The 15,515-nt window shown below is 57.7% G+C and carries 14 protein-coding genes; 9 read left to right on the top strand and 5 right to left on the bottom strand.

The genetic code is table 11. From position 1 onward, the window contains the following. Positions 1-26 precede the first annotated feature (26 nt). The 8 genes from F3H58_RS20525 (at position 27) to F3H58_RS20490 (ending at position 7,681) form a co-directional block, all read left to right on the top strand. Entirely contained in the window at positions 27-1,037 is a 1,011-nt protein-coding gene (locus tag F3H58_RS20525) for an ABC transporter substrate-binding protein (RefSeq protein ID WP_149743555.1), read from the top strand. A gap of 35 nt (positions 1,038-1,072) precedes the next feature. Next, complete coding sequence (locus F3H58_RS20520; RefSeq protein ID WP_286169858.1) at positions 1,073-2,125, top strand: amidohydrolase family protein; 1,053 nt, start codon at positions 1,073-1,075, stop codon at positions 2,123-2,125. 47 nt (positions 2,126-2,172) lie between these two features. After that, positions 2,173-3,039: an SMP-30/gluconolactonase/LRE family protein gene (locus tag F3H58_RS20515; RefSeq protein WP_149743591.1), complete on the top strand. Its 867-nt coding sequence runs from the start codon at positions 2,173-2,175 to the stop codon at positions 3,037-3,039. 102 nt (positions 3,040-3,141) lie between these two features. Beyond that, a complete protein-coding gene (locus F3H58_RS20510) occupies positions 3,142-4,203 on the top strand; it encodes an ABC transporter substrate-binding protein (RefSeq protein ID WP_149743554.1) in 1,062 nt (353 codons plus the stop codon). Then, complete coding sequence (locus F3H58_RS20505; RefSeq protein ID WP_149743553.1) at positions 4,203-5,024, top strand: ABC transporter ATP-binding protein; 822 nt, start codon at positions 4,203-4,205, stop codon at positions 5,022-5,024. Before F3H58_RS20510 ends, F3H58_RS20505 begins: the two co-directional genes overlap by 1 nt. Beyond that, positions 5,017-5,907: an ABC transporter permease gene (locus F3H58_RS20500; protein WP_149743552.1), complete on the top strand. Its 891-nt coding sequence runs from the start codon at positions 5,017-5,019 to the stop codon at positions 5,905-5,907. The genes F3H58_RS20505 and F3H58_RS20500 overlap by 8 nt, the downstream gene beginning before the upstream one ends. Before the next feature lie 141 nt (positions 5,908-6,048). Then, complete coding sequence (locus F3H58_RS20495) at positions 6,049-6,507, top strand: MOFRL family protein (protein WP_149743551.1); 459 nt, start codon at positions 6,049-6,051, stop codon at positions 6,505-6,507. Between the two features lie 4 nt (positions 6,508-6,511). Next, positions 6,512-7,681, top strand: coding sequence for an alpha-hydroxy acid oxidase (locus F3H58_RS20490; protein ID WP_149743550.1), 1,170 nt, complete (start codon positions 6,512-6,514; stop codon positions 7,679-7,681). A gap of 273 nt (positions 7,682-7,954) precedes the next feature. On the opposite strand, the gene F3H58_RS20485 is transcribed toward F3H58_RS20490, so the two are convergent. Genes F3H58_RS20485 through F3H58_RS20470 form a run of 4 tightly spaced genes read right to left on the bottom strand, consistent with a single transcriptional unit; the run spans position 7,955 to position 11,940 of the window. Further along, on the bottom strand, positions 7,955-8,731 hold the full coding sequence (locus F3H58_RS20485; RefSeq protein WP_149743549.1) for an ABC transporter ATP-binding protein: 777 nt from the start codon (positions 8,729-8,731) through the stop codon (positions 7,955-7,957). Continuing rightward, on the bottom strand, positions 8,728-9,810 hold the full coding sequence (locus F3H58_RS20480) for a FecCD family ABC transporter permease (protein ID WP_149743548.1): 1,083 nt from the start codon (positions 9,808-9,810) through the stop codon (positions 8,728-8,730). The genes F3H58_RS20485 and F3H58_RS20480 overlap by 4 nt, the downstream gene beginning before the upstream one ends. 5 nt (positions 9,811-9,815) lie before the next feature. After that, positions 9,816-10,769 carry an extracellular solute-binding protein gene (locus F3H58_RS20475; protein WP_188129000.1) on the bottom strand — a complete coding sequence of 318 codons (954 nt, stop codon included), beginning with the start codon at positions 10,767-10,769 and terminating at the stop codon, positions 9,816-9,818. Positions 10,770-10,785: 16 nt separating this feature from the next. Then, positions 10,786-11,940: an ABC transporter substrate-binding protein gene (locus F3H58_RS20470; RefSeq protein WP_149743546.1), complete on the bottom strand. Its 1,155-nt coding sequence runs from the start codon at positions 11,938-11,940 to the stop codon at positions 10,786-10,788. 174 nt (positions 11,941-12,114) lie between these two features. Here F3H58_RS20470 and F3H58_RS20465 point away from each other — a divergent pair, with 174 nt between their 5' ends. Next, positions 12,115-14,205, top strand: a complete 2,091-nt coding sequence (locus F3H58_RS20465) for a TonB-dependent siderophore receptor (RefSeq protein WP_188128999.1) — start codon at positions 12,115-12,117, stop codon at positions 14,203-14,205. Between the two features lie 319 nt (positions 14,206-14,524). Here F3H58_RS20465 and F3H58_RS20460 read toward each other — a convergent pair whose 3' ends face one another. Next, positions 14,525-15,457: a LysR family transcriptional regulator gene (locus F3H58_RS20460; RefSeq protein WP_149743544.1), complete on the bottom strand. Its 933-nt coding sequence runs from the start codon at positions 15,455-15,457 to the stop codon at positions 14,525-14,527. Positions 15,458-15,515: the final 58 nt, after the last annotated feature.

Below are 15,515 nucleotides of genomic sequence, written 5' to 3'. Positions count from 1 at the left end.
TCTGATACCGCGCCTAGGGAGGAACTATGCAGCTCAAACTTCAAAGCGTTGGCTTTCTCACATCCCTTATTTTCGCGGCTGCTTCTCTGGCTTTACCGCAGAATGCCCTGGCTGCAGACGACAAGCCTATCTCGATCGCCGTCCAGTACGGATATGCCTATCTTCCGGTGATCGTTGCAGAGCAGAAGGGTTATTTTGCCGAGCAGCTTAAGGCCAAGGGATTTTCCGGTAAGGTAGAGATCAAAAAGATCAGCGGCGCACCGGCCATCAATGACGCGCTGATCAGCGGGACCGTCGATATCGGAGCATACGGACTGTCCGGAATGTTGATTGCTGCCGAGAAAACAAAATCGACGATTAACATTCGGGGTGTCGCCGTATTGTTGAACGGCGACAACGGATTTTACACAAACAGGGCTGATCTGAAGAGTTTAAAGGATCTGAACTCCAATGATCGCATTGCGGTAACCTCGACGACCGGTCAGCAGGGACTGCTCTTGCGCATGGCGGCAAAAAAAGAATACGACGATGCCCGTCGTTTCGACACTCTCATGGTGCAATTGCCCCATCCCGATGCGACGAGTGCTCTGCTGGCTGGCGGATCCATAACCGGTTACGTGGCAAATCATCCCTATAGCGATATTGTTGGCGCGGATCCGAAGATACACAAGCTCTTCGACTTTTCCGATTATTTTGGCCAGCGTGCGACGAGCGCGATACTGGCAACCACCGGGAAGTTCATGAAGAACCGTGAGGGTGCCGGCGAAGCCATCTTCACAGGCCTGAAGGAAGCGGACGACTTCATCAGAAATAATCCGAAGGAAGCAGCCGCAATTTTTCTTGCATCTGAGAAATCGCCCCTCTCGCCGGATCAGATCGAAAAGATGCTGATTTCCGTCAAGGACGAGTGGAGCAGCGTGCCTAGCGGAGTCATCGCATTCGCGGATTTCATGGCCGAGAACGGCCTTCTGAAGAACAAACTTCAGAAGTGGCAAGACGTCTTCTTCGAGCCGGTTGCCTCAGGAACAGGAAATTGATCGGAAATCCTATCAATGTAGTAGCGAGGTCGGGATTGTTGGCCGGACGTTCACCACATATCGCCGTGCGTAACGAGTGGTTGGCCCAGGAGAAAGAGGAGATTCTTTTCCCTGATATGCCAATCCTTGATTCACACCATCATCTGTGGGACCGCCCGGGTCATCGCTATCTTTTCGATGAATTGCTCGGGGATACGCGGCAAGGGCATAACATCCAGGCGACGGTCTTCGTGCAGAGCAGGTCGATGTACAACATCGACCTGCCGGACGATCTGCTGAGACCGGTTGGCGAGGTGGAGTTCGCAAACGGCGTTGCAGCACAGTCGGCCTCTGGTCTCTACGGATCGTTCAGGGCCTGTGCGGGGATTGTCGGATCATGCGATCTGATGGCTCGTGACCGGCTCGAAGCGGTTCTCGATCGAGTCATGGCTGTTGGCGGAGATCGCTTTCGCGGCGTCCGCAACCAGACCGCCTGGCACGAGGATCCGTCGATCGCGACCAATCCTGTTCCTCCGGTGAAGGGCGTGCTGCTGGAGCCGGCATTCCGCGACGGTGCTCGCCGGCTCGGAGCGCGGGGACTAACGTTGGATGTCTGGGCCTATCATACCCAACTCGATGAGTTCGAAAATCTGGCGCGCTTCTGCCCGGAAACCACGATCATTCTAGACCACCTTGGCGGCCCACTGGGGGCCGGACCTTATAGAGGGCGGCGGGATGAGGTGCTGGTCGACTGGCGCGCATCCATGGCGAAGATCGCCGAGTTGCCGAATGTCTGTGTCAAGCTCGGCGGTCTTGCGATGGGGGCAGGCGGGTTCGATTTTCACCTCGCCGACCACCCTCCGGCGTCTGAAATGCTCGCAGCGGCTTGGGAGCCATATATCTCTTTTGCGATCGAACGCTTCGGCGCTCATCGCTGCATGTTCGAGAGCAATTTCCCGGTCGATAAGGGCATGGTTTCCTATCGCTCGCTCTGGAATGCGTTCAAGCGTCTAACCGAAGGGGCCAGCGCATCGGAGAAGCGGGATCTCTTCTTTTTGACAGCAGCGCGTGTCTACAAACTTGGCATCGAGCCGAAGGGAGAATTCTAGTGTTTTTCGCACCGCCGCAAATCATCGAGACGGAAATTTTCTCGCGGATGCCGGACCGCTTCCGGCAACTGCGCAAGACGCGCTGGGCCGACGTAAACCGATCCGGCATGGTGATTGATTCATACCTCGAAGGTCCTTGCTTTGACGGAAAAGGAAATCTCTACGTCACCGACATCCCGTTCGGCCGGATTTTCAGAATTAGGCCCGACGGCGAGTGGGACCTCGTCAGCGAATATGATGGCTGGCCGAACGGCATGAAGTTCCACAGTGAAGGCAAAATCTACATCACCGACTACAAACGCGGCATCTTGCAGCTCGATGTCGGCACAGGGACAGTCTCGCCCGTGATCGAAGAATACTTCTCCGAGGGCTTCAAGGGCGTCAACGACCTCATCTTTGCCGCTAACGGTGATCTCTATTTCACCGATCAGGGGCAGAGCGGGCTCCATTCTCCGACGGGTCGGGTTTTCCGGTGGTCTGCGACGGGAAGGCTTGAGTGTGTGGTGTCGGGAATCCCCAGTCCCAACGGGATCGTCATTACGAGGGACATGAGTTATCTCCTCATCGCTGTCACCCGTGCACAACAGATCTGGCGGGCGCCGCTTCACGAGGGGGTCGCAACCAAGGTCGGGGTCTTTCTTCAGCTGCATGGCGGCATGGGCGGACCTGACGGTCTCGCACTGTCCGAGGATGGTGAACTCTTTGTCGCCCAGACCGGCTTTGGCTCGATATGGCATGTGTCGAAGGTAGCCGAACCGCTGCATCGCATTAAGTCCTGCGCCGGCATTTCGACCACCAACATGGCCTTCGATCCGAAGGACCGGCACGTAATCTACATCACCGAATCCCAAACGGGGAGCATCTTACGGGCTCGGCTACCAGTTCGTGGCGAGGAGCTGTGCATGGCTCGGTAGAGCAGATGGGCTGACAAACTCGATTGGAGGAAAGCATTAAATCGCACCGTCGTTTCGAAACGCTGAAAACTGCGTACCCATCGGGACGATGGGTACGCTCTCATGATCGTCGTGACGCTTTTAAAAGCGGTGAAACTCGTGGAGGAGTTCATGTTTAATCTGACAAGACGTCAATCTTTGGCTTTCGGTGGGATTGGCCTGCTGGCTGCCTGTGGAGCGCCTTTTATCGCCCGGTCGCAAGAGAAGAAGACCATCAAAATCGCAACGCAGTACGGTACGAGTCATCTCGCGACGACCGTCGCGGAAAAGCTTTCGCTCTTCCAGAAGCATGCCGAGAGCAGTGGGATCGCCGGAACCGAGTTTCAGGTGCAACGTGTCAGCGGCTCAACGGTTATCAACGACGGCATCTTCAGCGGCAGTCTCGATATTGGCGCGTATGGAGCCACTGCCCTTATTGCAGCCTGGGCCAAGACCAAAGGCTCCTACGACCTGAAGGGGATCGTGGCGTGCAATGAGGCGGTGTTGACGCTTTACACCAACGACCCGTCGATCAAGTCGATCAAGGACATCAGGCCGACGGACCGCATTGCGGTGACCGCTACGACGTCGCCCCAGGCCATCATGCTGCAGATGGCGGCCGAGAAGGAATTCGGAAAAGGGGAGGCCAAACGCTTCGACAAGCAGATGGTCCAGTTGCCGCATCCCGACGCAACGACTGCATTGATAACCGGAACGGGCATAACTCTCTACTTTGCCGCACCGCCCTTCATCAGCACACTTGAGGCATCCAAGAAATGCTTCAAGGTCGTCGATGGTCAGGAAATTATGGGAGGGCCTTATTCCGGTGCGCTCTATGCCGCGACCCAAAAATTTGCAGACGCCAATCCGAAAGCGGTGACCGCTTTCGTGGGCGCGCTGAAGGAAGCGATGGATCTGATCCGGAACGATCCGGGCAAAGCGGCCGAGATCTACTTGGCTGCGGAGAAAACGAGCCTTTCCGCAGCTCAGGTCGAGGAAGCAATCAAAGGTCAGGTCTTCACGACCGAACCACGCGGAATGCAAAGCTTCGCGGACTTCCTGGCAAGCACCGGTGCTATCAAGCAGGCGCCTGCCATCTGGCGCGATATGTTTTTTGAACCTGTCAGCAAGGGAAATGGTAGCTGATGAATATGAGCGCGCACTTTGCAAATGGCACGCAAGACGGGCCCACATCATCGCCCTTGCTCTCAGTCAATGGCGTTACCCTCCAATACAAGACCGGTGCCGCCATTCTCACGGCGACCTACAAGGTCAGCTTCAACGTCCAGAAAGATGATCGCTTCATTCTGCTTGGTCCGTCCGGCTGCGGAAAATCGACGCTTCTGAAAAGTGTCGCCGGCTTCATGGCGCCGGTCGAGGGCGACATCAAGCTCGCTGGCAAGGCGGTACGAGGCCCGGGCCCCGATCGGATGATGGTCTTTCAGGAATTCGACCAGCTCATGCCGTGGATGACGGTCGTCGACAACGTCATGTTTCCGATGCGCCGGTCTGGGCGGTTTCCGAAATCGGAAATTCGCGATAGGGCCCGACGCGTTATCGAGAAAGTTGGCCTAGCCAAGTTCGAGAATTCCTATCCCCACATGCTGTCGGGCGGCATGAAGCAGCGTGTGGCGATCGCCCGCGCTCTTGCCATGGAGCCGCAGATGCTCCTGATGGACGAGCCCTTTGCCGCCCTCGACGCACTGACGCGACGGCGGATGCAGGAAGAGCTTCTTGAACTCTGGGATGACGTGCGGTTCACGCTTCTGTTCGTGACACACTCGATCGAGGAGGCGATCATCGTCGGCTCGCGAATTCTCGTCCTTTCCCCGCATCCCGGCCAGGTCCGCGCCGAGCTAGACGCGACCGCCTATGGGCATCAGCACCAGGGCGATGCGGACTTCATGGCCTTCAATCGAAAGATCAATCAGATGCTCTTCGGCGATCAGGAGGTTGCCCATGACTGAAGTTCTCACAGCACGGCCAACCCCACCGGCGAGGCCAGATCTGGAATACAAGACAGTTGATATTGCCCAGATCGGCAGCATCAAGCAGGATATCAGCTTTCTGGAAGGCCTGTTCAATATCACGGGGTTTCGCCGTGCGCTTGTCCTGATCGGACTGTGCGTGATCTGGGAGGTCTATGCTCGTTACCTCGGCAACCCGCTGATGTTTCCGTCTTTCAGCGATACCGTCACGACGCTCTGGGGCGACATCGTCTCTGGCCGCCTGCCTTCCGCAGCGATAACCTCTTTGCAGGTTCTGGTGACTGGTTATGCGACGGCCATCGCGCTTGCCGCGGTGATGACGACGCTCGCGATCTCGACGCGGTTTGGTACGGACCTGCTTGCGACATTGACGGCCATGTTCAATCCCCTCCCAGCCATCGCCGTCTTGCCACTGGCGCTCCTGTGGTTCGGCCTCGGCACCAGCAGTATTGTCTTCGTGATTGTGCACTCCGTCCTATGGGCGGTATCGCTCAACACCTTCACGGGCTTTCTTTCGGTGAGCCAAACCCAAAAGATGGCTGGCCGGAATTACGGTCTTGGCGGTTTGCGGATGGTGTTCTTCATCCTCATTCCCGCAGCCTTTCCGTCGATCCTGTCCGGCTTGAAGATCGGCTGGGCCTTTGCATGGCGTACCCTGATCGCAGCCGAACTGGTCTTCGGTGTCTCGGGAAATGCCGCCGGCCTCGGCTGGTACATTTTCGAGGCCAGAAACGCGCTCGAAACCTCCGGCGTGTTTGCCGGGCTGCTCACCGTCATCGTCATTGGTCTTGTGGTCGAAGGACTTGTCTTCCGGACGATCGAACTACTGACAGTCCGCAAATGGGGAACCCAGAACGGGTAACGGCGGCGTGTACGGCGAGAGATGCAGGCTCGATTGGCACCCGCGAGGATATGTCCAAACCGTCGGAAAACCAGGGTCGCTTACCGCGATCCGGGCTGCTCCTTCTCGAGTTCCAGAAATTAAAACAGACGAGGCGCACATATGAATGCGACGAATGCAAATGACGTGCACATTCAGGGCCACGTGCTGATCACGGGACCTGCGCTTCCTCAGAATAGTGATCAACAGTGTGACCACGATCAGTCGTTTCGCAAACCCCTAGTGATCCTTTCGGGAAGGGAAACCACGGCCACGCTTCAGGGCAGAGGTAAAGGCGGACGAAACACTGGGTTCCGTCTGTCGCTCGCGATCGAGGTCGCCGAGCATGGAAGTATTACGGCTCTTGCGGCTGATACCAATGGCATCGACGGCTCCGAAGACAATGCCGGCGCTTTTATGGATCGGTCCACGGTCGGCAGGCTTCGAGCCGCCGGCCTCGATCTCCACGACCTGCTCGCCTCGAATGACGCCTGGACTGGGTTCAACGCCACAAGCGATCTCCTCGTCACCGGGCCGACCGGAACCAACGTCTATGACTTGCGGGCGATCCTGATCGGATAAGCGGATGCAGGCAAACGCGCGCGACCTCCACAACTATCTCTGCCTCGATGATTTCGAGAAAGCTGCCGGACGCCACCTGCCGCGACCGCTGTTCGGGTACGTGGCAGGAGCCAGCGAGACCGGCGCGTCGCTGAGTCACAACAGGGAAGAATTCGCCAAGTACGCCTTCCGGCCACGCGTGCTGAGGGACGTCTCTCAACGGAGCACACGGACGACACTTTTCGGCGAAAGCTACAGCGCTCCGTTCGGTATCGCCCCGATGGGCATCAGTGCTCTCATGGCCTACCGGGGCGATCTCGCTCTCGCCCAGGGGGCCATCCGAGCCGAAATCCCCATGATCATGAGCGGGTCGTCATTGATCAGGCTTGAAGATGTGATTGCGACTGCCCCGAGCACGTGGTTTCAGGCATATCTCCCGGGAGAACCGGAGCGGATCGACGCCCTGGTTGACCGGGTGGCTGAAGCCGGGTTCAAGACGCTCGTGCTCACCGTCGATACCGCAGCCCTGGCAAACCGGGAAAACAATATCCGGGCAGGGTTTTCCACGCCGCTCAGACCGAGCCTCGCTCTGGCATGGCAGGGGATCACTCATCCCCGGTGGACCGTTGGAACGTTCATGCGGACACTGCTCCAGCATGGCGTACCGCATTTCGAGAATTCCTATGCAACGCGCGGTGCCCCGATCGTCTCCTCCAATGTCATGCGCGATTTTGGACGCAAGGATCATCTGAACTGGACACATCTCGAGCGCATCCGCAGCCGGTGGGCCGGGAAGCTGGTGGTGAAGGGTATCCTGCATCCTGAAGATGCTGCCAGATCTCAGGCTGTGGGCGCCGACGGAGTGATCGTTTCCAACCACGGCGGACGGCAGCTCGATGGCGCGCTATCGCCTTTGGCCGCCCTCCCGGCGATCGTTGATCAGGTGGGCGAGCGGATGCCGGTAATGGTGGACGGTGGATTTCGACGCGGAACCGACGTCATGAAAGCTCTTGCCCTCGGCGCACGCTTTGTTTTCGTCGGTCGACCCTTCCTTTACGCGGCTTCCGTTGGCGGACTGCCTGGTGTCATGAAAGCGGCAGAGCTTCTTCACACTGAACTGTATCGCAACATGGCGCTGCTCGGCATTTCAACGGTCGACGAACTCACGGGCGATTACCTTGTACGGTTGAGATAGTTGCCAGTGTCGAAACCGGATGAACTGGCGGGGCATGAGAGCTTATCCCCAGTCTGGCATCTATGGTGGCGTATCGCATGCAGTCGGGCAAGGTATGTCCGGTTCATCCGATGTAGAGAAAGCGGACGTTCTCGAAGAAGGATTTCGAAGCGTTAGATTTCGCCCAAGGCGGAGCTTGACTTCAGATCCCAGGGACGAACTCATTGAGCGTCTGCCTGAACTGTCGCCGAGTTATAGGTAGATACCGCCCGGCTTATCCGTAAGCGCGCCGGATCAACTCAGCGCTGCGTCGGCCAGAACGAAGGGGATGCCTCTTGAGCATGTCTCAACGCGAGATGAGACTCCATACGCCCGTGCGATGACGTCGGGAGTGATCACGGCGGATGCCAATCCGCTGGCGATGATCTGCCCGCGATCGAGTACTGCGAGCTGGTCGCATGTCCGAATCGCCAGGTTGATGTCGTGGATCGCGATCACTCCCACGGCGCCGGTTTGCGCGAGCATGCGCCGTACTGCCGAAATGACCGAGAGCTGCCAACGAAGGTCGAGGGCACTCGTCGGCTCGTCGAGCAGAAGCAGTTTCGGCCTGCGGACGAGCACCTGTGCCAGGCCGACCATCTGGCGCTGCCCGCCGGACAAATGGTTCATGCGCTCCAGAGCGAGATGTCCAATACCCAAATCGTCGAACGTGCTTTCGATCGCATCCTCGACGGCTTCTTTTTGAAAGCCGGGTTGGACAGCTCTGCAAGCGGCCATGACGGCCTCGTAAGCGACAAGGGACGTCGTTCCCGGCAAGGATTGCGGCAGATAACCGACCAAGGTCGCGCGTTTCGCGTGCGACAGGAGGTTCAGATCGTCATCGTTTAATTTGATCTGGCCCGAACTCTGGCCCTGTCCGGCGATTGCTCTTAACAGCGTCGATTTCCCCGAGGCATTCGGACCAAGCAGCCCCAGTAACGTACCCGCGGGCATGGCAGGAAGAGATAGATCACGGATCACGTGTCGCCCGGAATATCCCGCCGAAAGATTGCTGACTATCAAACCACTCATGCTCGTCGGTCTCTGGTCATCAGCAGCGAGAGAAACAGCGGGACGCCCACGATCGACGTCACGATACCAACCGGGATGATCAAACCGGGAATGATCGTCTTCGAGGCAACCGAAGCCAAGGAAAGAATGAGAGCGCCCGCCAACGCTGCGCCCGGAAGGAAAAAGCGATGATCCTCACCGAGAAGCAGACGTGCGATGTGGGGGCCGACCAGCCCGACAAAGCCGATCGTGCCGACAAACGACACCGCGACGGCGGCAAGGAGGCTCGCGCGCAACATGACGTTACGTCTCAACCTGCTGGTATCGATTCCGAGGCTTTCAGCCTGCGCATCGCCGGCGCGAAGCGCGGTCAGCTTCCACACATTGCGCAATGAAATCGGCAATGCGACCAGGAGTACGGCAGCAACGATTGCAATCTTCGGCCAAGTCGAGCGGGAGAAACTGCCCATGCCCCAGAAAACGATCTGCTGCAGCGTGTCTGCATCCGCCACGAACTGTAACAAGGCGACGATGGAATTGATGGCAAAAACCAGCGCTATGCCGAACAGAACCACGCTATCGGCGCCGTTGGTGCGGGTCTGAGCCAGAACATGAATGAGCATCGCGGCCATTGCCGCGAAGACAAACGCACTCGCCGGCATGACGACTTCCTGGGGAAGACCGGTCGACGGGAGCCCGAATATCAAGACGAGCGACGCGCCAAGCGTGGCGGCGGCGGAAACACCGAGAGTAAAGGGGCTGGCAAGCGCGTTGTTCAGCACGGTTTGCATCTCCGCGCCGGCCAGTCCCAGGGACGCCCCCACCAGGACCGCCATCACGGCATAAGGCAGACGAACGTTGAAAAGAATGTAGCGGACCGGACCCGGCAGGCTGTCCGGCTGCAGCAGACCATTAAAAACGGTGATCGGGGAAAGAGCCGCAGGGCCGGTGAAAACGTCGAACAGAAAAGCGACAACAAGAACGAGCGCCAGCAAAGCGAGGATAGCGACACGCACACGTACGAAAGCCGCGTAACGACGCGCCAAATTGCCGCCGGATCGAACAACGGCTCGGGAATGTTTCGCGCCGGGGCTGTCCATGTCATCTAGTTCCACGGGATCGTCGCAGCGAGTTCAACGGCGCGGTCACTGTGGCGAGCGACGAGACTGAAGGGCGTCGTATCGGGATGAAGCTCACCGGCTTCCCGGATCAGGACGTTGGGTGGGACGTCTGGCGATGCGGGATACTCATAGCTTTGATCGGCATAGATCCGCTGGCCCTTTTCGCCGGCGAGAAACTCCAGGAATGCGACGGCTAGTTCCGGATGCCGAGCATGGCGAGCGACAGCTGATCCGGTGATATTGACGGGAGTGCGGCCGTTGGCAAATGTGGGGACGAAGGCTCTGAGGCTTTCCATCCACCCCTGCTGCTCCAAACCGCAGATGCCAGAGCGCATCTCTCCGTAGTAATATGAATTTGCAAGCCCAACTTCGGCATTCCTGTCAGCGATCGCGCGCGCAACGTTCCGATCGCCGCCCATTTTGAGGGGACGGTTGGCGGCTATCCCCTTCATCCATGTCTCGGTCGCGCGATCGCCGTATTCAGCAAGACAGGCTGCGATCAGCGCCGTGTTGAACATGTGATCAGCCGAGCGAATGATCAGGCGGTCCTTCCATTCCCCTGCTGCAAGATCGTCGTAAGTAAAGCCGCTCCGGTCAACGGTTTTCGCTGCAAAGATCAGCCGGGCGCGCATCGACTGCGCAAACCACATCCCCTGCGGATCGCGCAGATGCTCCGGTACCAGCCGCTCAAGGACGTTCGATCTGACAGGCTGTACCAGGCCGAGTTCCGCCAAGACTATCAGGCGGCGAAAATCCAGTGTGACAACGACATCGGCAAGGCAGTCTGTGCCTTCCGCCAACATACGTGGATGTGCATCCGATTTGATGTCGGTGATATCCACGGCGACGCCGGTTTCCTCCGTGAAGCCGTCTGCAAGAAGCTGCGTGAACTCCCGATGACGGGTTGAATAGATGTGGAGTCTGGGAGCTGATGTCACGACAATGCTTTCAAATCTAAGTCTCTGGGGTCAGCGCGACGCTGTACACGCCATCCTGCGGCAACAACGGATACCGCTTGCGGAAGTCGCTCAGTGTTCGTCCTGCATCGAATTCGCCCTTCAGGTCGGGATTGAGCCAGCCTGCCAAAGCTTCCAGCGCGACAAGGTGCAATGGTGTCTCGTTGAGGCCATGCCAAAGTGCGTACACGCGCTTGTTGCGGACCGCCGACATCTGACTCAGGCCTTCGTCCGACACGATCCGTGCCAAACTCTCCCGGGCGCGGCCTTCGTCGACATTCGCACCGATGACGATGCCACCGGCGCCCTCGCCACGAAGCCCGCCCGTCGCCACATAGACGTCGGGTTGGCGGGTCAGAATGTATTCGAGATTGAGTGGCCCAACCGCCTTCTTCAACACATCCCCGGCGATGCTGTGACCGCCGACCATTTCCGCCAGATCGGCGAAGCTGCCTTTTCCAATGCTGGCGCAGCAGGGCATTACGCCCGCGTGGCTATGGAAAAGAACATTCACCGGGTTTACCGATCTGCCAGCGAAAGGTGACACGATGCGCTTCAATGTCTCCTGATAGAAAGCGACCGTTTCATCCCCCCTTGGCTGCTGGCCAAGGAGTTGGCTCAGTATCCGAAGGCTGGGTACCGTGTCGGTTAGCGGATCCTGCGCGAAATCAATGACGGCAACAGTCAGCCCCGACCCCGTTAATGTATCGATAAAAGCAGTGCTCCCATCCGCGTTGACTGGCCCGGCTGCAAACCGGCTGATCAGCACCAGATCCGGCTGAAGCATCAGGAGGTTTTCGATCGCATAGTCGCTGCCCACACGGGCGCCGATGATAGGGAGAGCCTTCAAGGCCGGGAAACGATCCGTCCAGGCTTTGGCCTCATTCGGGAAGGTGCTGTTCAGATCGTCGGCCCAGCCCACCAGCAATCCGAGCGGGTCCGGATGCACCATGCTGATCATGCTTAGAAAGCGTCCTTGGCCGAGCACGACCCTGCGGGCCGGCTGAGCCAAGCGAACCTCTCGGCCGAGCAAATCGCGGACGACAACGGGCGTCTGCGCCCTTAAAAGGCTAGGCATAGCGAGCGACAGGGTAGCGCCCATCAGGCCCTGCGCCAGAAAATCCCGCCGGGATATTGCCATAATGTCACTCATGTCGGCTCTTTCACGATCAGCGCGATCTGAACTTGACTCAAAACATCTGCTTTTTCTATGGCTCGTATAGCAAGCTTGTCGCTCAGGTCAACTTGCTCCGATTACGCAGGCTCTAGGATTTGTAAGTTGATAAATCGGCGTCTTTTATCATCCGGCTCCCGGATCGTTCTTATTGTGACCGCCGGTCTATTGCCGTCCGCCTATCCTGGACAAGCGCAAGAGGGCGAGACGGTGCTCGCGCCGATCATCCTGCGCGGGGAAAGCTCCGACTCCGGGACGTTCCTTGCCAAGACCGCGCGCTCCGCCACCAAGACGTCCACGCCTTTGCAGGAAACACCTCAAGCGATTTCTGTGGTCACACAGAAGGAAATGGAAGCACGCCATGTGCAGTCGGTGGGCGAAGCGATCCAATACACGTCTGGCGTCCGTGGTGACTATTGGGGTGGCGTCGATCTTCGATACGATAAAACGCTGATCCGTGGGTTTGACGCTGCTCAGTACCTAAACGCTCTCAAGCTGACGGAAGGCACCTTTGCCGGCCTCGGCCGCCCTGAACCTTATGGTTTGGAGCGGATTGAAGTGCTGAAAGGGCCGTCGTCAGTCCTCTACGGGCAGAACGCGCCCGGCGGTCTCGTCAATCTGGTCAGCAAGAAGCCGACAAAGGATCCCGTTCATGAGGTTACCGTCTCTTACGGCACCCATAATCGCAAGCAGACCTCGTTTGATCTTGGTGGGCCTATCGATCAGGACGGCGAATTTCAGTATCGTCTGGTCGGGCTGGCACGAGACAGCGGCACGCAGATCGACTACGGCAAGGACAACAGGCAATACTTTGCGCCTTCGCTGACGTGGGAGCCTGATGCCGATACCCGGTTTACCATCCTTGGCAGCTATCTTCGCGAGGATCTCGGCAATCAGGTCAATGTGCTGCCGCCGATCGGGACACTGACGCGGGCATCCTATGGCTTCATTTCTACAAGCTTCTATGCCGGTGAACCGGACTTCGACAGGTTTATCCGCGCCTCAAAGTCGATCGGATACGAGTTCGAGCACCGTTTTAGCGATGTCTGGACGGTGAGACAGAACCTGCGCTACGATCAGCAGGATGCTGACTACCGCTATGTGAGCTATTCGGGCGCTGCGGTTGTCGGCAGCACGATGGCGCGGCGGCGGTCCTTTGTCGACCAGCAGTTGGACTCGTTCTCGGTCGATAATCAGGCGCAGGCGGAGTTTTCGACAGGTCCGGTCGACCATACGGTCCTGATCGGGGTCGATTATCGCAATGTGCAGTCCGATTTCCTGTTCGGAACAGCAGCGGCGACGAGCCTTAACATTCTGAGTCCTGTCTATGGCGCACCGACATTGCTGCCACCGGTTACACGCAGCGAAGACTCTTCGCTGGAACAGACTGGCTTTTATGTCCAAGACCAGATGCGTATCGACAACTGGGCATTCACGCTGGCTGGCCGCTACGATCTTGCGGAATCGTCGACGAAAAACAGGCTGGCCAACACGACCGTTCCGCAGGACGACGGCAAATTCACATGGCGGGCGGGCGCTGTGTATCTCGCCGACAACGGGCTTGCCCCTTACGTCAGCTACTCGACGTCGTTCGAGCCAACGCCTGGGAGCGATTTCGGCGGAACGCCGTTCGAGCCGACGACGGGTCAGCAATACGAGGTCGGGATCAAGTATCAGCCGGCCGGCTATGACAGCTCCGTAACGCTTTCCGCCTATGATCTCACGCAACAAAATGTCGCGACTACAGACCCGCTTCATCCCACATTCAGCGTTCAGACCGGAGAGGTGCGGGTGAGGGGCTTTGAGGCCGAGGCGGTCGCCGCCCTGACTGATGGTTTGAGCTTGCGCGCCAGTTACACTTACATGGATGGCGAGGTGACCAGGAGCAATGACTACAAGGGAAACAAGCCCGCGCAGATTCCACGTAATATCGCTAACCTCTGGCTCGATTACACCGTTCAGGATGGCCCCTTGAGCGGACTCGGCCTTGGGGCCGGCGTCCGCTACGTCGATGCGCATTTCGGCGATGCCGCCAACAAAATGCTGCTTCCAGCAACCACGCTTTTCGATGCTTCGATCCGATACGATTTCGGTGTAGCAAATGCAGATCTCAAAGGTTTGAATCTAAGCGTCAATGCGTCCAATCTTTTTGATAAGACATATGTCGGTCAATGCGCGAGCACGCTATTTTGCCAGTACGGCGCTCGCCGGAGCGTCGTCGCGCAATTGAGCTATAAGTGGTGATCCCGGCCAGGCTTACACGGGTAGATCCTGAATCGAGGACCAGCGACCACCGGGCCGGCGGTTCCGAAGGGTTCAACAGCATAACCTAAGAACCTGCGCGCCCGGCGTCTGGTACCTTCCGCTCACCTTGCCGGATCAGGCGATTTCGGGACCTTCGAATTGCTTCAGGACACCCGTTGCCTTCCTAGTTTGAGCATGACCGATGGATCTGGCCAGCTTTGGCCCGCGTACCGCTATCCCCAGCCGGGCTGTGATTGTGGTTTGGCGGAATTCGGTTAAAAGGTCGGCCTCCCTCGTTTGCGAGAGCCGCAATCGGCGATCAACCAAAACGATGGGCATCTAAACCATGATAGATGGTGTTCGTCACCATTCTTACAAAGTTCTGTTGAGCCGGGTTTGTGTTGTCATTGCGCCATAGGAAGCCCGTCTCTACCTCAGGAACTTCTCCCTCCAAGACCAGGTAACGCGCCCCTTTCCGTTCGAGGCTCCTCATGGATTCCGGGACCAATGCAATTCCCAATCCCGCGGCGACCAATCCGATGATGGTCTGCATCTGTATTGCTTCCTGATGAACCGAGAAGTTGGCACCATGGCGATTGAAGTATCCAGATATCAAATCGTGAAACGCAGGCGCTGAACGCCGTGGAAAAAGTATAAGTGGCGCCGCAAAAATTTCCTCGGGACAAACAGTTTCTTTCCCGAAGCCATCGCGTCCTTCCAAGATCCATTGATCAGGTACTGCCGCAACCAGCTTTTCACGCAAAAGCGTGACATATTGCAATCTGGGATGCAGCGCAGCGTCTGTCGGGCCAATCACAACCCCAATATCAATTTCATCCCGCAGGATTGCTTCGATCTGAACGTCGCTCGTTGCCTCGCGCAGAGAAAGTTCGACATTCGGATAGGCAGTTCGGTAGCCGCTTATCAAAGCGGGCAATTGATTATAATCGGCCGTGCTGACGAAAGCGATCCGCAGATGTCCAATTTCACCACGAGCAAGACGCGCCGCCAAAGCAGGGAGAGATGTAACATGCTCCACCGCACGGCGTGCGTGTGGCAGCCATAATCGCCCGACGGAAGATAGCTTCACCGTTCTTTTGGTTCGTTCGAAAAGTTTTGCCCCGAGCTCGCGCTCCAAGGCCTGGATCGCCTGACTGAGGGGCGGCTGGGACATGTTGAGACGAGTTGCGGCACGACCGAAATGAAGTTCGTCGGCGACTGCCAAAAACTGTTGGAGCTGTCTGAGATCCAATCGAGGCTCCTACTAATATGTGTAACGACCTATAGCAGAACGAATAATATATTTCACG

The organism is Rhizobium sp. NFACC06-2, from assembly GCF_900101425.1.
Lineage (GTDB): Bacteria > Pseudomonadota > Alphaproteobacteria > Rhizobiales > Rhizobiaceae > Agrobacterium > Agrobacterium leguminum.
Note: the sequence above shows the minus strand (reverse complement) of the source record. Positions and strands in the feature narration are given on the sequence as shown.